Genomic DNA, 19,688 nt, shown 5'->3' with positions numbered 1-19,688 from the left:
TGATATCGAGATAAATTTCGTCCCACGCGATTAGGCTGGCCTCACTAGCAGAGGGCTCCGGAGCGGGGGAAGATGGGGATGCCGGGCTGCGGCCCGCTCCCGCCGCCGACGAAGGAGACAGACGTGTCCACGGTTGACAGCTTCGGTGCCAAGAGCACCCTGACGGTCGGCAGCACCGACTACGAGATCTACCGCATCGACACGGTCGCGGGCAACGAGAAGCTCCCGTTCAGCCTCAAGGTGCTGCTCGAGAACCTGCTTCGCACCGAGGACGGCGCGAACGTGACGAAGGAGCAGATCCAGGCGCTCGGCGCGTGGGATGCCGACGCCGAGCCGAACACCGAGATCCAGTTCACGCCGGCCCGCGTCGTGATGCAGGACTTCACGGGTGTTCCCTGCATCGTCGACCTCGCCACCATGCGCGAGGCGGTCGAGGCGCTCGGCGGCGACCCCAAGCGGATCAACCCGCTCTCGCCGGCCGAGATGGTCATCGACCACTCGGTCATCGCCGACCTCTTCGGCACCGAGAACGCGCTGGAGCGCAACGTCGAGATCGAGTACGAGCGCAACGGCGAGCGCTACCAGTTCCTACGCTGGGGCCAGACCGCCTTCAACGACTTCAAGGTCGTCCCCCCGGGCACCGGCATCGTGCACCAGGTGAACATCGAGCACCTGGCGAAGGTCGTCTATGACCGGGAGGTCGGCGGTGTGCTGCGCGCCTACCCCGACACGTGCGTCGGCACCGACTCGCACACCACCATGGTCAACGGGCTCGGCGTCCTGGGGTGGGGCGTCGGCGGCATCGAGGCCGAGGCAGCGATGCTGGGTCAGCCCGTGTCGATGCTCATTCCCCGCGTGGTGGGCTTCAAGCTCTCGGGCAGCATCCCGACCGGCGTGACCGCGACCGATGTCGTGCTCACGATCACCGACATGCTGCGTCAGCACGGCGTCGTCGGCAAGTTCGTCGAGTTCTACGGCGAGGGCGTCGCATCGGTGCCGCTGGCGAACCGCGCGACGATCGGCAACATGAGCCCCGAGTTCGGGTCGACCGCCGCGATCTTCCCGATCGACGACGTCACTATCGACTACCTCCGGCTCACGGGCCGCAGCGAGCAGAGCCTCGCCCTGGTCGAGGCGTACGCCAAGGAGCAGGGACTGTGGCACAACCCCGCGGTCGAGCCGGTTTTCAGCGAGTACATGGAGCTGGACCTGTCGACGGTGGTCCCTTCCATCGCCGGGCCCAAGCGCCCGCAGGACCGCATCCGCCTCTCGGACGCCAAGTCGCAGTTCGAGCAGGACATCCTCAACTACGCCAACCCGACCGAGTCGACCTCGATCGTCGACCTGGAGTCGAAGCACTCCTTCCCGGCATCGGACCCCGGCGCGGTCCCCGGCGAGGAGGAGCCCGTCACCCGCACGGTCCACATCGCCAGCGGCGGCCCCGCCGCGGCATCCAAGCCCGTCACCGTCACGCCTGAGGACGGCAGCCCCTACGTCATCGACAACGGCGCGGTCACGATCGCAGCGATCACCTCGTGCACGAACACGTCCAACCCGTCGGTGATGCTGGCGGCCGGACTGCTGGCCCGCAACGCCGTGAAGAAGGGCCTCAAGGCGAAGCCGTGGGTCAAGACCACGCTCGCGCCGGGTTCGAAGGTCGTCACCGACTACTACGAGAAGGCCGGACTGACCAAGGACCTCGAGGACCTCGGGTTCTACACCGTGGGCTACGGCTGCACGACCTGCATCGGCAACTCGGGTCCGCTCATCGAGGAGGTCTCGGCCGCGGTACAGCAGAACGATCTCGCGGTCACGGCCGTCCTCTCGGGCAACCGCAACTTCGAGGGACGCATCAATCCCGACGTCAAGATGAACTACCTCGCGAGCCCGCCGCTCGTGATCGCCTATTCGCTCGCCGGCTCGATGCACTTCGACTTCGAGACCGACCCGCTCGGCAAGGACCAGGACGGCAACGACGTCTTCTTGAAGGACATCTGGCCGGACGCCGCGGAGGTCCAGGCGACGATCGACTCGTCGATCAGCGAGGACATGTTCACCAAGCAGTACGCCACCGTGTTCGAGGGTGACGAGCGCTGGAAGAACCTGCCGACACCGACCGGCGACGTCTTCGAGTGGGACGAGTCGTCGACGTACGTGCGCAAGCCTCCGTACTTCGAGGGCATGACGATGGAGCTGACCCCGGTCAAGGACATCACCGGTGCGCGTGTCATGGCGGCTCTGGGCGACTCGGTGACGACCGACCACATCTCACCCGCCGGCAACATCAAGGCGGGCACACCCGCCGCGCAGTACCTCACGGAGCACGGCGTCGCGCAGAAGGACTTCAACTCCTACGGCTCGCGTCGCGGCAACCACGAGGTCATGATCCGGGGCACCTTCGCGAACATCCGCCTGAAGAACGAGCTCGTCGCGGCCGTCAACGACGGTCAGATCGTCGAGGGCGGCTACACGCGTGACTTCACCCAGGCGGGCGGCCCGCAGTCGTTCATCTACGACGCGTGCATGAACTACCAGGCGCAGGGCACCCCGCTCGTGGTGTTCGGCGGCAAGGAGTACGGCTCCGGCTCGTCGCGCGACTGGGCGGCCAAGGGCACCAGCCTGCTGGGCGTCAAGGCGGTCATCACCGAGAGCTTCGAGCGGATCCACCGCTCCAACCTCATCGGCATGGGCGTGGTGCCGCTGCAGTTCCCGGCCGGCCAGAGCTGGAAGTCGCTGGGCCTGGACGGCACCGAGATCGTCTCGATCGAGGGTCTCGAGCAGCTGAACGAGGGCGTGACCCCGAAGACCGTCAAGGTCACGGCGGCGCCGAGCGAGTTCTCGCCCGAGGGCAAGCAGACCGTCGTGTTCGACGCGGTCGTCCGCATCGATACGCCTGGTGAGGCCGACTACTACCGCAACGGCGGCATCCTGCAGTACGTGCTGCGCTCGCTGGTCTGACAGCGGATTCACGGGGACCGGATGCCACGGCATCCGGTCCCTTCGTTTCGCCCCGGGTAGACTGACAGAGCCCTTCCGGGCCGGAAAGGAGCGGGGATGTCGCTGCTGTCGTCCATCACCGGACCCCGCGATCTCGACTCCCTCAGCGTCGACCAGCTCGAGCAGCTGGCCGAGGAGGTCCGCGGATTCCTCGTCGAGAACGTCGCCCGCACCGGCGGCCACCTCGGGCCGAATCTCGGCGTCGTCGAGCTCACGATCGCTCTGCACCGGGTGTTCGACTCGCCATCCGATCCGTTCATCTTCGACACGGGACACCAGTCCTACGTCCACAAGCTGCTCACCGGCCGCCAGGACTTCGCCAACCTCCGGCAGCGCGGCGGCCTCGCGGGCTACCCGCAGCGCTCGGAGAGCCCACACGACGTCGTCGAGTCCTCGCACGCCTCGAGTTCGCTGAGCTGGGCTGACGGCGTCTCTCGCGCCCTCACTCGCACCGGCCGGAAGGACCGCCACGTCGTCGCGGTGGTGGGCGATGGCGCGCTCACCGGCGGCATGACGTGGGAGGCGCTCAACAACATCTCCGACGACAACGACCGAAACCTGATCATCGTCGTCAACGACAACGGGCGCTCGTACGCACCTACGATCGGCGGCATGGCGCGGTATCTCAACCGCGTTCGCACCGCCGACTCGTACCGCACCCTGCATCGCAGCTCCGACACGCTGTCGCGCAAGCTCGGTCCGGCTGCCCGTGCGGTGTACCGCGGCCTGCGCGGCGGCACGCACGGATTCCTGTCGCGCTTCACGAACAACGCCGCGCTGTACTCGAATCTCGACATCAAGTACCTCGGTCCCGTGGACGGGCACGATCTGCCCGCACTCATCGAGACGCTCGAGCTCGCGAAGGCGTACGGGGCCCCGGTGATCGTGCACGCCATCACCGAGAAGGGCCGCGGCTACGCACCCGCCCTCGAGGACGAGGCGGATCAGTTCCACGCCGTCGGCAAGATCGACCCGATCACCGGCGAGGCGCTCGGCAATGCGGGCGGCACGGGCTGGACCGACGTGTTCGCCGATGAGCTCGTCGCCGTCGGCGAGGACCGCGGCGATGTCATCGCCATGACCGCCGCGATGCTGCGCCCCACAGGCCTGCTGCCGTTCGCACAGCGGTTCCCCGACCGCGTGTACGACGTCGGCATCGCCGAGCAGCACGCGGTCGCGTCGGCGGCCGGCCTGGCCTTCGGCGGCCTTCATCCGGTCGTCGCGATCTACGCGACGTTCATGAACCGCGCCTTCGATCAGGTGCTGATGGATGTCGCGCTCCACAAGGCCGGCGTGACCTTCGTGCTCGACCGGGCCGGCGTGACGGGTCCGGACGGCCCGAGCCATCACGGCATCTGGGACCTCGCCATGCTCCAGATCGTCCCCAACATCCGCATCGCGGTCCCGCGGGACGAACCGCGCCTGCGCGAGGAGCTGCGCGAAGCGGTCGCGGTCGACGACGCTCCTACCGTCATCCGCTTCGCGAAGGGCGCGGTGAGCCCGGAGCTTCCCGCGCTCGAACGTCTCGACGACGGGGTCGACGTGCTCGTGCGGTCCGACTCGCAGGACGTGCTGCTCGTGGGCATCGGCCCGATGGCGCACATCGCCGTCGACGTGGCGGGACGCCTGCGCGCCCAGGGCATCGGCGCGACCGTCGTCGACCCGCGGTGGGTCGTGCCCGTGCAGCCGTCGATCGTGCGACTCGCGGCATCCCACCGCCTCGTCATCACGATCGAGGACGGGATTCGCGTCGGCGGCATCGGCACGCGCGTGCGCCAGGTGCTGCGCGAGGCGGGCGTCGACACCGCCGTCGACGAGCTCGGCCTTCCGGCCGAGTTCATCGACCACGCCAGCCGCGAGCAGATTCTCGAGGATGCCGGACTCGCGCCCGCGAAGATCGCTCAGGACGTCGTCGCCCAGGTTCTCGGCACTCGCATCCCGGTCGCCCGCGGCGCCCAGACGTCGGAGATTCCCACGCTGGGGTACCTCGCCCGCAGCCGCGACGAGCGCGGCTAGCACCCGTCAGGCGCGCACCTGTCCCACGAGGTCGAGGAGCTCGCGCAGCGGAGCGCGCAGCAGCGGCACCTTCGTGAGAGGCAGCGCGAGCCGCAGCAGGCGCAGCCCGCGCTTCAGGAGCGTGCGCGTACGCTCCTGGCCGGGCGAGCGGTCGTAGACCCAGAACAACGCCAGCAGCAGGTGGCCGAGCACCAGCGCGTGGGGGAGTGCCGCCCGGAACTCCTCGGGCACCGGACTCCTCGGCACGTCGACAGCCTCGCGGAAGAGTCCCTCGACGATCGCGAGAGCTGGCGCAGATTCCTCCGACAGGGGGTTGATGGGCGAGCGGGGCGATACGGCCGCCGAAAGGAACTCCGGCGCGAACCGGTGGTACGGCCCGAGCTGGTCGAGGCCCGTCCGGTACACGATGCCGAGCCGATCGACGAGATCGGCGGATGCCGCCAGCAGCGGCTCCGCTGCGGCACGATGAGCGACCTGAACATCGAGGTACAGCTCCTGCACCAGGTGGTTCTTCGAGGCGAAGTGGTAGTTGGTGGTGCCGACCGAGACCCCCGCCTCCTGCGCGATGAGCCGGATGGTCGTCGCGTCGTACCCGCGTTCCCGGAAGGACCTCAGCGCGATCTCGCGGAGGTGCGCGCGCGTACGTTCGCTCTTGGTGGGCAGGGGAGCACCTGAACTGAACATGTTCAAAGCATACGGCGCCTGACGATACGGGAAGGGCGCGCTCCTCGCGGAGCGCGCCCCGTCCTCGTGCGATCGCGCCGCTACGAAACCATGCCGCGGATCGGGGGGTGGTGGAACGTGTCGCCGAACACCCGCTCCGACGCGCCTTCGCGGTCGAGATAGGGCGAAGCCCCGCCGTCGATGAAGGGCCAGCCGGCGCCGAGGATGAGGCACAGGTCGATGTCCTCGACCTCCGGGACGACGCCCTCGTCGAGCATGATCCGGATCTCCTGTGCCAGTCCGTCCTGCACACGGCGCAGGATCTCGTCCGCAGACGCCGGGGTGGAGCCGACCGCGGGCTTCAGCACCTTCTCGGCCGCCTTCGTCCAGCCGGTGACGCGACCGCCCTTGTCCTTCTCGATGACCTCGGGGAGCTCCGCGAGAGCGTGGAAGTTCTCGTTCGCGTAGAACCGGTCTGGAAAGGCCCGGACCATGGTGTCCTGCACGTGCGCTGCGACCTTCCAGCCGACCAGGTCGATCAGCTGGAACGGGCCCATCGGCAGGCCGAGGGGGCCGAAGGCCTTCTCGACGGCGGGAAGCGGGGTGCCTTCGTACACCGCGCGAGCCGCCTCTCCCATGACCTTCGCGAGCAGCCGGTTGACGACGAAGCCGGGAGCATCGGCGGTGAGGACGGCGTTCTTGCCGAGGTTCTTCGCCACGACGAACGCGGTCGAGAGTGCGGCATCCGACGTCTGCGGGGTCCTCACGATCTCGATGAGCGGCATGACCGCCACCGGGTTGAAGAAGTGGAACCCGACCAGACGCTCGGGGTGAGCGAGGTTCGCGCCGATCTCCTCGACCGACAGCGAGGACGTGTTCGTCGCGAGGATCGCGTCATCGGCGACGATCCGCTCGATCTCGCCGAACACCTGCTGCTTGACGCCGACCTCTTCGAAGACGGCCTCGATCACGAAGTCGCAGTCGGCGTAGAGGCTCTTGTCGGTCGTGCCCGTGACGAGCGCGCGCAGCTTGTTCGCGGTGTCTCCGTCCAGGCGTCCCTTGGCCTCGAGCTTGCCGATCTCGTCGTGGATGTACGCGACGCCCTTGTCGACACGCGCCTGGTCCAGGTCGGTGATGAGCACCGGTACCTGGAGCTTGCGCACGAACAGCAGCGCGAACTGGCTGGCCATGAGCCCCGCGCCGATGATCCCGACCTTGGTGACCTTCTTCGCGAGCTCCTTGTCGGGGGCACCGACGGGGCGCTTGGCGCGCTTCTGCACGAGATCGAACGCGTACATCGAGGCCGCGAACTGATCGCCCGTGGCGAGCTCGGCCAGGATCTCGTCCTCGCGGGCGAAGCCCTCGGCCTTCGTGCCGCTCTTGGCCTTCTCGAGCAGGTCGAGCGCCGCATAGGGAGACTTCGGCACGGTGCCGATCTTCGACTCGAGCATTCCGCGGGCGACCTTGATCGCGATCGGCCACTTCGTGAGGCGCTCGATCCTTCCCGGCTCGTGCTTGCGCTCGACTTTGACGGTACCCGCCAGCACTCCGTCGGCCCAGCGGAGGGACTCCTCGAGGTAGTTGGCCGCAGGGAAGATCGCGTCGACGATGCCGTAGTCGAAGGCCTGCTGCGGTTTCAGCATCCGGTTCTGCTTGAGCGGGTTCGAGATGACGACTTCGAGCGCATTCTCGATGCCGATGAGGTTCGGCAGCAGATACGCGCCGCCCCAGCCCGGGATGATGCCCAGGAACACCTCGGGCAGCGCGATCGCGGCGGCAGAGGCATCCACCGTCCGGTACGTGCTGTTGAGCGCGATCTCGAGACCGCCGCCGAGCGCGAGGCCGTTGACGAAGGCGAACGACGGCACGCCGAGCTCCGAGAGCTTGCCCAGCACATGGTGCCCGAACTGCGCGATGAGGCGCGCGTTGTCCTTCGATCCCACACGCGAGATGTCGGACAGGTCGGCGCCGGCGGCCAGGATGTACTGCTTGCCGGTGATGCCGACCGCCTGGATCTCGCCCGCCGTCGCGCGCGCCTTCAGACCGTCGAGCGTGCTGCCGAGCTCGGTGAGCGTCCCCGGGCCGAGCGTGTTGGGGCGCGTGTGGTCACGGCCGTTGTCGAGCGTGATGAGTGCGAGCACCTTGCCGGAGGGGAGACGGATGTCGCGCACCCGCGAGTGCGTCACGACCTCGTCGTCCGCGAGCGCCTGGATGGGGGAGAAGTCGATGTCCTCGTAGTTCGTCATCGGTGCGCTGCTCACTTCTTCTTCTTGCCGTCGTAGTTCGGGTTCTCCCAGATGACCGATCCACCCTGGCCGAGGCCCACGCACATCGCGGTCAGCCCGTACCGGACGTCGGGACGCTCTGCGAACTGCGCCGCGAGCTGGATCATCAGGCGCACACCCGACGCCGCGAGCGGGTGGCCGAACGCGATGGCGCCGCCCCAGGGGTTCACGCGGGGGTCGTCGTCGGCGATGCCGAAGTGGTCGAGCAGCGAGATGACCTGGATCGCGAACGCTTCGTTCAGCTCGAACAGCCCGATGTCATCGATCGTGAGTCCGGCCTTCTTCAGCGCCTTCTCGGTCGCCGGGATGGGTCCGATGCCCATGATCTCGGGCTGTACGCCCGCGAACGCGAAAGAGACGAGCTTCATCTTCGGAGCCAGACCCAGCTCCTTGACCGCGCCCCCGCCGGCCAGCAGCGACATCGTCGCGCCGTCGGTGAGGGGCGAGGAGGTGCCGGCCGTGACGCGGCCGTGCGGACGGAACGGAGTCTTGAGCGCCGCCAGGTCCTCCATCGTGGTCTGCGGACGGCGGCCCTCGTCCTCCGTGGCGAGGCCCCACGCGCCGTCGGCGTCCTTGATCGCCACCGGCACGAGGTCGGGCTGGATCTTCCCGGCGTCATACGCGGCCTGCACCTTGTGCTGGCTCAGCATGCCGAATCGGTCCGACCGCTCCTTCGTCAGGTGCGGGAACCGGTCGAAGATGCGCTCCGCCGTCACTCCCATGTTGAGCGCGCCGGGGTCGACCATCTTCTCCGCGACGAAGCGCGGGTTCGGGTCGGCGTTGGCGCCGATCGGGTGGTGACCCATGTGCTCGACGCCACCCGCGAGGGCGAGGTCGTACATGCCGACGCCGATCGAGCCGGCCATCGTGGTGACGCTCGTCATCGCGCCGGCGCACATGCGGTCGATCGCGAACCCGGGGACGGTCTGGGGGAGCCCTGCGAGGATCGCGACGCTCCGGCCGAGGGTCAGCCCCTGGTCGCCGGTCTGGCTCGTCGCGGCGATCGCGACGTCGTCGATGCGGTCCTTCGGAACGCCCGGGTTGCGCTCCATGAGCCCGCTCGTCGCCTTGACGGCGAGGTCGTCCGCTCGGGTGTTCCAGTACATGCCCTTCTCGCCGGCGCGCCCGAACGGGGTGCGCATTCCATCGACGAAGAAGACGTCCGAGATCTCGGCCACTCTGCCTCCAAAAGTAGGGATGACGCCAGCCTAGAAGCGGCCCAAGACGGCAGAGAATCGGGTGGGGGAAACCTACGAAGCCGTTTCCGACGCGTGCAATGCCGCTTGCACGGATCCGACAAAGGCATCGGCGATCCCCTGTGCGGTCTGCTCAATCTGCCACGGTCGCGCACCAAGCGTTCGGAGGGCTTCCCCGACGGATGCCGCCGTCACGGGCTCCGGCGGAGCCCACGCGACCCGGCGCAGCACGTCGGGAGTGAGCAGATTCTCGGTAGGCATGCGCAGCTCCTCCGCGCGACGCTCCACCACGGGCCGAGCGGCCTTCAGCCGTGCGTCGGCCTCGGGATTGCGGTCCGACCACGCGCGCGGAGGGGGCAGCGAGTCGCCGCCGGTGGAACGCTCGAGCGGAAGCTGTGTCGCCGCGCGGCCGGCCTCGATGGCGGCCCACCACCGGTCCAGCTGCGAACGGCTCGCGCGGCCGGTGAACTCCTTCACCGCCGCGAGAGCGCTCTTGGACGCGGGGTCTGCGAGCACCGCCGCGACGATCGCGCGGTCCGGGACAAGCCTGCCGGGCGCGACATCCTGCTCACGCGCGAACTCCTCGCGCGCCGTCCAGAGCTCCCGGGCGACGGCGAGCGCCCTGCGACCGCGGACCGTGTGCAGGCCCGACAGCCCGCGCCACGGTTCTTCGCGCGGGGCCTTCGGCTCGCGTTCGAGCACGGCGAGGAACTCCTGTGCCGCGAACTCGGTCTTCCCCTGCTCCTCGAGCTCGGCGACGAGCTTGTCGCGGACGTCGACGAGATGCTCGACGTCGAGGGCCGCGTACTCGAGCCACGACTGGGGGAGCGGCCGCGTGGACCAGTCGGACGCCGAGTGGGCCTTGGCCAGCGCGATGCCCAGGGTGTCCTCGACGACGGCGCCGAGGCCCACGCGGTCGTGGCCGAGGAGCCGGGCCGCCAGCTCGGTGTCGAAGATGCTCGCGGGCTCGAGGCCCAGCTCCCGCAGCGACGGAAGGTCCTGGCTGGCGGCGTGGAGCACCCACTCCTCGCCGCCGATCGCGTCCTGCAGCGCGGTGAAGTCACCGATCGGGGGCGGATCGAAGAGGAAGAGTCCCGCGTCGCGGCGGTAGACCTGCACGAGGTAGGCCCGCTGCGAGTAGCGGAACCCGGACGCGCGCTCGACGTCGACCGCCACCGGGCCGCTGCCCGCCGCGAGGACGCGCGCCGCGTCGGCGGCGTCCTCGACGTCATCGATGACGACGTACTCAGCCACGCGGCCTCCGTGAATCCAGCATCGCGATCCCTTCCGACCCGGGCGGGAGTCCCGCCAGCATGCATACCAACTCCGCCCATGCTTCCACGTGCGGGGCGATCGCGCCTTCCGGGGACCACGAGGCACGCAGCTCGATCTGCGCGCCGTCGCCCTCGTCGGCCAGCGTTCCGAAGCCCTTCGACAGCGTCTTGGTGGCCGTGCCCGACGCCGAGTGGAACCCGGCCTGGCGTGACTGCAGGGCATCCGTCAGCCACGCCCACGCGACATCGGCGAGCAGCGGATCGGTGCCGATCTCGGGCTCGAGCGGTGCCTGGGCGAAGCACACGATGCGCCACGGGCCGTTCCAGGGCGCGGGCTCGTCGGGATCGTGCAGCAGTACGAGCCTGCCCGTCCCGTACGGCGAGTCCTCGCCTTCCGCCTCCGCCCGCACGTCACCGGCGATGGCCAGCGCGTTCGGCGCGAGTCCCTGCGGTGCGGGGATCTCACGCACGGTCAGGTCGTCGCGGAAATGCATCTCGCGCACCGCCTCCGCCGCCTGCTCGAACGAAGTAGGTGCCGCTGGAGGACGATGCTCAGCCACGCGGACAGACTAGAGTGAGGCCTCGATGGTCGACTCCAGGCGCGCCGCGATGCGCGGCGCCACCCGTCCTGCAGGCACCCGGTCGAGGACGCCCGTTCTCGTCTCAGGGATCCGCGCGGCGCTCACGGTGCTGAGCCTCGCGCTGGCAGCCGTGCTCGGTGTGCTCGCCGCCGGATCCGTCCGCATGGCGCGTCGCGTGGTGACCCCCGCTCGCCGGCTGCCCGACACCCGCATCCTCGCGCTCGACACCGCCGCCCAGACGATCACCCTGGCGCGCACGCCCGACACCGAGCTGCCGGGCCGATACGGCCTCTTCACCACCGGGTCCTCGGACTACATCAAGCTCGGATCGGTGCTGTGGGAGGACGCGACGAGCGTCAAGCGCAAGCTGCTCACGCATGTGGGATCCGACGCACGGCTCTCACCCGAGGCGGCGTTCTCGGGCTGGTACTACGACCGGCCGGAGCAGCTGCACCTCGACTTCGAGCCCGAGCTCATCGGGTCGAGCGTCGGTCCCTGCCCGGCGTGGCGATTCCCCGCGGGGGACGGCGAGACGTGGGTGATCCAGGTCCACGGCCGGGGCACGAACCGTGCCGAGTGCCTTCGCGCCGTGCCCGTGTTCCGCTCGCTCGGCATCACCTCGCTGGTGGTGTCGTACCGCAACGACGGCGAGGCTCCGCGCAGCCGCAACGGCACGTACACCCTGGGTGCGACGGAATGGCGCGACGTCGACGCCGCCGTCGGCTTCGCGCGTCGCCGTGGGGCCCGTCGCGTGATCGTGATGGGCTGGTCGATGGGCGGCGCGATCGCTCTGCAGCTGTCGCTCAACTCGGCGCACGCCGACATCATCGCGGGCCTGATCCTCGAGTCGCCGGTGATCGACTGGCGCGTCGTGCTCGACTACCAGGCGCGGCTGCAGCGCGTGCCCAACGCGGTCAGCGGTCTCGCGATCGAGGCGCTCCAGACCGAGTGGGCTGCGCCGCTCACCCGCTCGGGCGGTGCGATCCGGTTCGACGAGCTCGACATCGTCGCGCGAGCCGATGAGCTGCGGCATCCGATTCTCATCCTCCACAGCGACGACGACGGCTTCGTGCCCTCGGACGCCTCGCACGATCTCGTTCTCGCGCGTCCCGATCTCGTCCAGATGCAGGTGTTCGAGGTCGCGCGGCACACGAAGCTGTGGAACTACGATCAGGCGCGCTGGACCGAGACCATCCACGGGTGGCTGGCGACGCAGGGGCTCGCGGCGCCCGGGGCGTGATTCAGGCCGCGGCCTTCGCTCGCACCTGGCGCTGTGCGCGCAGGAGCATGCCGGTCATGCCCGCGATGCGCAGCGGCGACACTGCGCGGGTGAGCCCCAGGCTCTGCGGGTAGTCCGCGGGCACGGCCAGCACCTCGTCGACGCTCAGCCCGGTGAGACCTTGCGCGAGGATGCTCGCGAACCCCCGTGTGGTCGGCGCTTCGGGCGGCGCGGTGGCATGCATGGCGACCGTGCCGTCGGCCGTGACGTCGAGCACGATGTACACCGGTGACTGGCACTCGACCACCCGCTCGCACAACTCCGGGTGATCCTCGTACTCCGCCGGGATCGGCGGCAGCTCCTGCGAGTACTCCAGGAGCAGCTGCAGGCGCTCGGGCTCGGTCAGCTCCAGGAACTCATCGCGGATCTCGGCGAGACGCGCGGGCAGGACGTCGTTCATCCCTTCCATCGTCCCACGCGACGGATGCCTCGGCTCCGCGTGTCAGACCGATCCGGGCGCCGCGCCCGTCGCGATCGGCACTCGCACGGCGCTGCCCCATTCGGTCCAGGAGCCGTCGTAGTTGCGCACGTCCTCGAACCCGAGCAGGTGCTTGAGCACGAACCACGTGTGGCTCGACCGCTCGCCGATGCGGCAGTACGCCACGATGCTGTCGGCGTCGCCGAGCCCCACCTCGCCGCGATAGATCGCGTCGAGCTCGGCACGGGACTTGAACCCGCCGTCCTCGGCGACCGCGCGGGCCCACGGCACGCTGCGGGCCGTGGGGATGTGGCCGGCGCGAAGTGCGCCCTCCTCGGGATAGGCGGGCGCCGATGTGCGCGAGCCGTCGTACTCCTCCGGCGACCGGACGTCGATCAAGGGGCCCTTCCCGAGGTGCGCGAGCACGTCGTCCTTGTAGGCGCGCAGCACGGTGTCGTCGCGCTCGACGACGGGGTAGTCCGTGGGCTCGCGGGTGGTCGCGTCGGTCGTGAAGGGACGGCCCTCGGCGATCCACTTGTCACGCCCGCCGTCGAGGAGGCGCACGTCGGGGTGGCCGAACAGCGAGAAGACCCACAGGGCGTACGCCGCCCACCAGTTGTTCTTGTCGCCGTAGATCACCACGGTGTCGTCCCGCGAGATGCCCTTGCGACCGAGGAGCGCCGCGAAACCGGCGCCGTCGACATAGTCGCGGACGACGGGATCGTTGAGCTCGGTGTGCCAGTCGACCTTGACCGCGCCCGGGATGTGGCCCGTCTCGTACAGGAGCACGTCCTCGTCCGACTCCACGACGACGAGCCCGGGCTCGTCGAGGTGCGTTTCGAGCCAATCGCCGGTGACGAGCCGGCCGGGGTCGGCGTACTCGGCGAACTTCGGGGATGAGGTGTCGTGCTCGACGGTCATGGCAGCTCCTGACGGCGTGGGTGTCGGACCTCGGTTCCGCACCCGGGTCGGGGCGCGTTCGGGTGACGGTTAGGGTTGAACCGTCGTGTCCGACCTTAGATTCCCGGACGCACGAGCACAGCCCCGATGTAAGACTCCGACACAGGATCCCCATGACCGTTTCCGCCGCGCGCACGGGCGTCGTCCATCTGGCCGAGCGGTCGCCGCAGCTCACGGGCGCCGAGATGGTCGCCGCCCTGGTTCCGCCGCCGCAGTTCGCCGACGCGACGTTCGACACGTACCGCGCGGATCCGGCCTACCCGTCGCAGCAGGAGGCGAAGGACCTGCTCGGGGTGTTCTCGGGCGCCGCGGCTCCGGTCAAGGGCGGGCTGTTCCGGCGCGCGAAGCGCCCGGAGGTGAAGCCCGGGGTGTACCTCGACGGCGGGTTCGGCGTGGGCAAGACCCACCTGCTCGCCGCCGTCTACCACGCGATGCCGGCGCGCCGGAAGTACTTCGGCTCGTTCATCGAGTACACCGCCCTGGTCGGAGCGCTCGGATACCAGAACACCGTCGATCTGTTCCGCGGCTCCGATCTGCTCTGCATCGACGAGTTCGAGCTCGACGATCCCGGCGACACGATGGTCATGACGCGGCTGCTCGGCGAGCTCGTCGCATCGGGCACGCGGCTGGCCGCGACATCCAACACCCCTCCGAACGCCCTGGGCGAGGGGCGCTTCGCGGCGCAGGACTTCCTGCGAGAGATCCACGCGATGGCCTCGAGCTTCCAGACGATCCGCATCGACGGCACCGACTACCGACACCGCGCCGTCGACGGCCACGCCGCGGTGCTGACGCAGCCCGAGTACGAGGCGGCGATCGCGGATGCCTCGGCCCGGGGCATCGCGTCGGACGACACGTTCGCCGACCTCGTCGCCCAGCTCGCGCGGGTGCATCCGTCGCGGTACATCAAGCTGATCGACGGCCTCTCGGTGGTCGGCATCCGCGACGTCGCCCCGTTCACCGACCAGTCGGCCGCGCTCCGCTTCGTCGCCTTCATCGACCGCGTCTACGATGCCGAGCTGCCCATCCGCGCGACGGGCACTTCGCTCGACCTGGTCTTCCCCGACGAGATGCTCTCGGGCGGGTACCGCAAGAAGTACCTGCGCGCGATCTCGCGGCTCGTTGCGTCGACTCTCGCCTGATTCGCGGCATCGCATCGGCGTCTCGAAACACGATGTTTACGCGGCACGGGTTCGCGTAACGCCGAGGAAACACGGGATGACCGGCGGCGGAAACCGGCCGTGTCCACACTGGGGGAACCCGACGCTACACCTGCGTCCCCGCAGAGAGGTTCTCCACCGAGATGGATCAAGGCAACACCGCATTCATGCTCATCGCGGCAGCGCTCGTCCTGTTGATGACGCCAGGACTCGCGTTCTTCTACGGCGGCCTGGTCAAGGCCAAGAGCGTCATCAGCATGATGATGCTGAGCTTCGGAGCCCTCGGGCTCATCGGCGTCCTGTGGGTCGTGTACGGCTACGCGATCGCGTTCCCGGGCTCTGAAGGGCTCGTCCCGCCGTGGTCCATCGACTGGTCCGCGATCGGGCTGACGAGCCTCCTCGAGGTCCCCGAAGGCGCCGCGTATCCGCCGCTCGCGTTCGTCGCCTTCCAGGCCACCTTCGCGATCCTCACCGTCGCGCTGGTCTCGGGTGCCATCGCAGACCGCGCGAAGTTCGGCGCCTGGATGGTCTTCGCCGCGATCTGGGCGACGATCGTGTACTTCCCAGTCGCCAGCTGGGTCTTCAACTTCGGCCTGGCCGAGGACGGCAGCTTCGCGTACGGCGGCTGGATCACGTACGGCATGCAGGAGTGGTTCGGCGTCGGCGCGATCGACTTCGCCGGTGGCACCGCGGTCCACATCAACGCCGGCGCCGCGGCCCTCGCGCTGGCGCTGGTGCTCGGCAAGCGCCTCGGATTCCAGAAGGGCGTCCACGTCCCGCACAACCCGCCGTTCGTGCTCCTCGGCGCGGGCCTGCTGTGGTTCGGCTGGTTCGGATTCAACGCCGGCTCCGAACTCGCCGCCGACGGCACCGCCGCTCTCGCGTTCGTGAACACGATCGCAGCCCCCGCCGCGGCGCTGCTGGCATGGCTCGTCGTCGAGAAGATCAAGGACGGCAAGCCGACCTCCGTGGGCGCCGCCTCCGGCGCGGTCGCGGGCCTCGTCGCGATCACTCCGGCCTGCGCATCGCTGACGCCGATCTGGGCGATCGTGCTCGGCCTCGTCGCGGGCGCCGTGTGCGCCCTGGCGATCGAGCTGAAGTTCAAGTGGGGCTACGACGACTCGCTCGACGTCGTCGGCATCCACCTGGTCGGCGGCCTCATCGGAACGCTGTACCTCGGGTTCTTCGCGAACGGCTCGGGCCTGATCTACAGCGGCAACGCCACCCAGCTGCTCGTGCAGACGATCGCCGCCGTGGCCGTGCTGGTGTACTCGTTCGTGCTCGCCTACGTCATCGGCTTCGCCATCGAGAAGACCATCGGCTTCCGCGTGAAGAACGAGGACGAGGTCGCGGGCATCGACACGGTCGTGCACGGCGAGGAGGGCTACGTGCTGGAGGGCGCGCGCGCCTGATCACGTCAAACCCTCAGGGGCGTCGCGGCTTCCCCCCGGCCGCGGCGCCCCTACTTCGTGCCCTATCGTGAACGCGTGACACAGCCCTCCCGCCTGATGGCGCGGCTACGAGGCCTCTTCCGTTCGAAGCGCGTTCCGCCCGCCCCGCCGATCCCTCGCGACGGGCGGAGCGGCCCCGTCGGAACCGTCGAGGTGCCCCCGCCGTCACGTGACGCGCTGCGCATCGGCTACGCACCCGATCGGGATGGAGAGCCCGACGCCGGTGAGATCGTGTGGACCTGGGTGCCCTACGAAGAGAACGACGGGCGGGGCAAGGATCGGCCGGTCCTCGTCATCGCACGGCAGGACGAGGACCGCGTGTACGTCGTGCGCCTGACCAGCAAGGCTCACGACGGGGACCGCGACTTCCTCGCGATCGGGACCGGGGAGTGGGACTCCCGCGGACGGCCGTCGTGGGTCGACATCGAGCAGATCTACAGCGTGCACCGGGATGGCATGCGGCGCGAGGCATCCGCTCTCGATCCGGACCGGTTCGTCCGCATCGCCGACGCGCTTCACCGCCGCTACGGCTGGAGTGTCGCCTGACATCCCGGGAGCCGACGGGACGGAGCAAGTGGTGGGCGATACCAGACTCGAACTGATGACCTCTTCCGTGTGAAGGAAGCGCGCTACCAACTGCGCCAATCGCCCGTTCCCCGAGGGGGACGAGTAACGATCCTACCGGATGCCGAGCCCTGGCTCGAACCACGTCACATGACACGCGCGGGGCGCGCTCGGTTTTGCATGGCGGCGAGGATCGGCTAAAGTCTTTCAAGTGCCCGGGGTGCGAATCCCGGGAGCGAAATGCGGATGTAGCGCAGTTGGTAGCGCATCACCTTGCCAAGGTGAGGGTCGCGAGTTCGAGTCTCGTCATCCGCTCGAGTGCAGGGATCTCCTTCGGGGGATCGCGGCACGTGGGGTCAAACCACACGCGGTGGCGTGGCCGAGCGGCTAGGCACCGGCCTGCAAAGCCGTTTACACGGGTTCGAATCCCGTCGCCACCTCCACTCCCGGTCCCGACCGGAGCTCGACTCGGGCGATTGGCGCAGCGGTAGCGCGCTTCCCTGACACGGAAGAGGTCACTGGTTCGATCCCAGTATCGCCCACCACCTTCCCGAAACCCCCGGATCACCGGGGGTTTCTTCGTTTCCGGAGCGAGTCCGATCCTCTGCCCGGCGTACCTGGGAGTTTCCTGCGCCGCGTAAGGGATCGACGGCCCCCGCGTCTTGATAGGTGTTCGCGTTCTGCGTCGCCCGTCCGATCGGCGCGATGCGAGCGAAACCCGCCGTCGCTACCCGAGCGACGTCGTGCGATGCCCATCGCGGCAACGCGCCCACTCGACCTGGAGAACGCATGTCCTCATCCGTCCGCGCGCGCTCGAAGCGCGCGCTCGTCGCCGGCGCGCTGTCCGCCGGCATCGTCGCGCTTGCGGCCGTCCCCGGCGCTCACGCCGCCGAGATCGGCGTCAACCCGTTCGCGTCCAGTAGCGGCTTCACGATCGTCGCGAGCGGAGACGTGAGCCTCGGCAACCACGAGCTCGAGGGTTCCGTCGCCGCGGGCGGCACGCTCTCCACGCCGTCCGGCAACTATCCGCTCATTCATCATGTCGCGGGAACCGGCGACTACGCCGTGCCCCTCGTCGACGGCCTCCCTGTCCGGCTTCTGGCGGGCCGACTGGGCACCGGTGTCTTCGATGTCACGAACGCCGGCGCGACGACAGCGACGCCGGAGTGGAGCGCCGTCGCGAAGCTCGTCGACACGACGGACGTCGTCGCGTCGCCGCACAACGGACAGGTGATGCTCGAAAGCGCGGCCGGCCGCGTGATCCATCTGCCGCGCATGCCGTTCAGCGAGGCGTCGCTCGCTGCTGTCACGACCGAGCGCGACGCCGTCGAGGCGTACCTCGGCGGCACCGCTCCGGCGACGTCGTGCCTTGCGCGCATGTACGACACCGATCGCGTCAACCACGTCGCGATCGAAGACCAGGGCGGGCTCGTGCTCCCGAGCGACTTCGTCGACGACCGGCCCAATGTGCTGGACTACAGCGACCTCGTGAGCGAGTGGGGACCGAAGATCATCAAGCGGGATCGATTCGACGGTTATGTGCCGACAGCGCACGCTCCGCTCGTCATCCGTGTCCCCGCGGGCACGACCTCGATCGGGCCGGTCAACATCGAAGGCTGGAGCTCTCAGCAGGGCGCGCAGCAGGCTCTTGCGCGCTACATCATGCTCGACATGTCCGCGGTCTCCGGCGCGGTGACGGTCAGCGGCCTCGAACTCGGGGCCGTCTACGCACCGAACGCCGACGTCACCTTCGACTCCGGCATCTCGCACAACGGACAGTGGATCACGCGGTCGTTCACCGCCCGGGGTGGCGGGGAACTGCACCACCACCTCTTCGGCGGGGAGATCCCGTGCACGCCGACCGACCCGGTGGACCCGACCGACCCCGTGGACCCGACCGACCCCGTGGACCCGACCGACCCCGTGGACCCGACCGGCCCCGTGGACCCGACCGACCCCGTGGACCCGACCGACCCGGTGGACCCGACCGGCCCCGTGGACCCGACCGACCCGGTGGACCCGATGCAACCCACTGAACCCACCGAACCCGCGGTACCCGCCGAACCGGCAGACACGTCGCCCCACATCACCCCCGCAGGCGAGGCCGGCCAGCCAGGCGCTCTTGCCGTCACCGGCGGCTCGCTCAGCGGCGTCGCCGTTGCGGCGGGCGTCGCACTGCTCGCTGCGGGCGTTCTGCTCGTCGCGGTCAGGAGACGCCTCCGCGTCCGCTGAAGGCCGTGCGCGGCATCCGTCGTCCCGCTCTGAATCGGCCTCCACGTGCGATCAGCCCGATGCCGGCGCGGGCCCTCGACCGAGGGCGGCGCCGGCGTCAGCGCAGGTGGCGCGACGGATACACGTCCCGGATGTGGTCGCGGAAGTACCGGCCGGCGCTGTCGGCGTCCATGAGGCCGCGGTAGACGGCCTTCGGCACCGCGAAGTACTGATAGACCTCGCCCGAGGTGAATTCCAGCTCGAGCAGCGCCGTGGCGGGGTCGTACCCCGCGGACGCGATCGCGGTCGAATCCAGGTGCTTCCGCCTCATCGGCCCGAGGTTACGCTCCTCACCGGTCCCTTCGGTCCGCCCTCGAACCGGGTGAGCCGCAGCGTCACGCCGTCCTCTGCCGGGAACACATGGATCGAGGGCGCACCGCACCGGAGTGCCGGCGCACCCGAGTCGCGGCATCCGTCGTCGTCTCGCCTTCGCTCATGTCGACCCCTTGCCATCTCGAACCGAGTGCGGATGCCGCGTGGAGTGCGTCGCGACGGGCGGGCTCTCGGGCCTCGGCGCGACGACGGGGTCAGCATATTGCCCGGAATGCGTTCGCGTCACGATGTTCCGGAGCA

The 19,688-nt window shown here is 69.2% G+C and carries 15 protein-coding genes and 4 tRNA genes; 10 read left to right on the top strand and 9 right to left on the bottom strand.

Annotation, left to right across the window (positions count from 1 at the left end):
- Window positions 1–123: 123 nt before the first annotated feature.
- The gene (locus AC3ANN_RS08540) at window positions 124–2,958 is read left to right on the top strand and encodes an aconitate hydratase (RefSeq protein WP_488340547.1); all 2,835 of its coding nucleotides are present in this window, start codon (window positions 124–126) and stop codon (window positions 2,956–2,958) included.
- 96 nt (window positions 2,959–3,054) lie between these two features.
- A complete protein-coding gene (gene dxs, locus AC3ANN_RS08535; RefSeq protein WP_488340546.1) occupies window positions 3,055–5,013 on the top strand; it encodes a 1-deoxy-D-xylulose-5-phosphate synthase in 1,959 nt (652 codons plus the stop codon).
- A gap of 6 nt (window positions 5,014–5,019) precedes the next feature.
- On the opposite strand, the gene AC3ANN_RS08530 is transcribed toward dxs, so the two are convergent.
- The 5 genes from AC3ANN_RS08530 to AC3ANN_RS08510 all read right to left on the bottom strand — a co-directional run bounded on the left by AC3ANN_RS08530 (window position 5,020) and on the right by AC3ANN_RS08510 (window position 10,991).
- Window positions 5,020–5,697 carry a TetR/AcrR family transcriptional regulator gene (locus AC3ANN_RS08530; protein ID WP_488340545.1) on the bottom strand — a complete coding sequence of 226 codons (678 nt, stop codon included), beginning with the start codon at window positions 5,695–5,697 and terminating at the stop codon, window positions 5,020–5,022.
- A gap of 80 nt (window positions 5,698–5,777) precedes the next feature.
- Entirely contained in the window at window positions 5,778–7,922 is a 2,145-nt protein-coding gene (locus tag AC3ANN_RS08525; protein WP_488340806.1) for a 3-hydroxyacyl-CoA dehydrogenase NAD-binding domain-containing protein, read from the bottom strand.
- An 11-nt stretch (window positions 7,923–7,933) separates the two neighbouring features.
- Entirely contained in the window at window positions 7,934–9,139 is a 1,206-nt protein-coding gene (locus AC3ANN_RS08520) for a thiolase family protein (protein WP_488340544.1), read from the bottom strand.
- Between the two features lie 72 nt (window positions 9,140–9,211).
- Window positions 9,212–10,411 carry a ribonuclease D gene (locus tag AC3ANN_RS08515; protein ID WP_488340543.1) on the bottom strand — a complete coding sequence of 400 codons (1,200 nt, stop codon included), beginning with the start codon at window positions 10,409–10,411 and terminating at the stop codon, window positions 9,212–9,214.
- Window positions 10,404–10,991, bottom strand: coding sequence for a DUF3000 domain-containing protein (locus tag AC3ANN_RS08510; protein WP_488340542.1), 588 nt, complete (start codon window positions 10,989–10,991; stop codon window positions 10,404–10,406). Before AC3ANN_RS08510 ends, AC3ANN_RS08515 begins: the two co-directional genes overlap by 8 nt.
- A gap of 25 nt (window positions 10,992–11,016) precedes the next feature.
- On the opposite strand from AC3ANN_RS08510, the gene AC3ANN_RS08505 reads away from it, so the two are divergent.
- Window positions 11,017–12,252 (top strand): alpha/beta hydrolase family protein, encoded by a 1,236-nt coding sequence (locus tag AC3ANN_RS08505; protein WP_488340541.1) that lies wholly within the window; start codon window positions 11,017–11,019, stop codon window positions 12,250–12,252.
- A 1-nt stretch (window position 12,253) separates the two neighbouring features.
- Here the strand turns inward: AC3ANN_RS08505 and AC3ANN_RS08500 are convergent, their stop codons facing one another.
- Both AC3ANN_RS08500 and AC3ANN_RS08495 read right to left on the bottom strand, forming a co-directional pair.
- Window positions 12,254–12,691, bottom strand: a complete 438-nt coding sequence (locus AC3ANN_RS08500) for a SufE family protein (protein WP_488340540.1) — start codon at window positions 12,689–12,691, stop codon at window positions 12,254–12,256.
- A gap of 42 nt (window positions 12,692–12,733) precedes the next feature.
- Window positions 12,734–13,630, bottom strand: a complete 897-nt coding sequence (locus tag AC3ANN_RS08495) for a sulfurtransferase (protein ID WP_488340539.1) — start codon at window positions 13,628–13,630, stop codon at window positions 12,734–12,736.
- A 152-nt stretch (window positions 13,631–13,782) separates the two neighbouring features.
- Between AC3ANN_RS08495 and zapE the strand changes: the two genes are divergently transcribed.
- From zapE to AC3ANN_RS08480, 3 genes are all read left to right on the top strand, one after another.
- A complete protein-coding gene (gene zapE, locus AC3ANN_RS08490) occupies window positions 13,783–14,811 on the top strand; it encodes a cell division protein ZapE (protein ID WP_488340538.1) in 1,029 nt (342 codons plus the stop codon).
- Between the two features lie 161 nt (window positions 14,812–14,972).
- On the top strand, window positions 14,973–16,241 hold the full coding sequence (locus tag AC3ANN_RS08485; protein WP_488340537.1) for an ammonium transporter: 1,269 nt from the start codon (window positions 14,973–14,975) through the stop codon (window positions 16,239–16,241).
- Window positions 16,242–16,316: 75 nt separating this feature from the next.
- Window positions 16,317–16,826, top strand: coding sequence for a type II toxin-antitoxin system PemK/MazF family toxin (locus AC3ANN_RS08480; protein ID WP_488340536.1), 510 nt, complete (start codon window positions 16,317–16,319; stop codon window positions 16,824–16,826).
- 29 nt (window positions 16,827–16,855) lie between these two features.
- On the opposite strand, the gene AC3ANN_RS08475 is transcribed toward AC3ANN_RS08480, so the two are convergent.
- A tRNA-Val gene (locus tag AC3ANN_RS08475) sits at window positions 16,856–16,931 on the bottom strand.
- A 155-nt stretch (window positions 16,932–17,086) separates the two neighbouring features.
- On the opposite strand from AC3ANN_RS08475, the gene AC3ANN_RS08470 reads away from it, so the two are divergent.
- The 4 genes from AC3ANN_RS08470 (at window position 17,087) to AC3ANN_RS08455 (ending at window position 19,076) form a co-directional block, all read left to right on the top strand.
- Window positions 17,087–17,159: transfer RNA gene (locus AC3ANN_RS08470), tRNA-Gly, on the top strand.
- A gap of 54 nt (window positions 17,160–17,213) precedes the next feature.
- A tRNA-Cys gene (locus AC3ANN_RS08465) sits at window positions 17,214–17,287 on the top strand.
- A gap of 27 nt (window positions 17,288–17,314) precedes the next feature.
- Window positions 17,315–17,389: transfer RNA gene (locus tag AC3ANN_RS08460), tRNA-Val, on the top strand.
- A gap of 244 nt (window positions 17,390–17,633) precedes the next feature.
- A complete protein-coding gene (locus tag AC3ANN_RS08455) occupies window positions 17,634–19,076 on the top strand; it encodes a collagen-binding domain-containing protein (RefSeq protein WP_488340535.1) in 1,443 nt (480 codons plus the stop codon).
- Between the two features lie 97 nt (window positions 19,077–19,173).
- Here AC3ANN_RS08455 and AC3ANN_RS08450 read toward each other — a convergent pair whose 3' ends face one another.
- The gene (locus AC3ANN_RS08450; RefSeq protein ID WP_488340534.1) at window positions 19,174–19,386 is read right to left on the bottom strand and encodes a KTSC domain-containing protein; all 213 of its coding nucleotides are present in this window, start codon (window positions 19,384–19,386) and stop codon (window positions 19,174–19,176) included.
- Between the last annotated feature and the right edge of the window lie 302 nt (window positions 19,387–19,688).

The sequence above is a fragment of the Microbacterium sp. STRO-2N genome, assembly GCF_057747775.1.
Note: the sequence above shows the minus strand (reverse complement) of the source record. Positions and strands in the feature narration are given on the sequence as shown.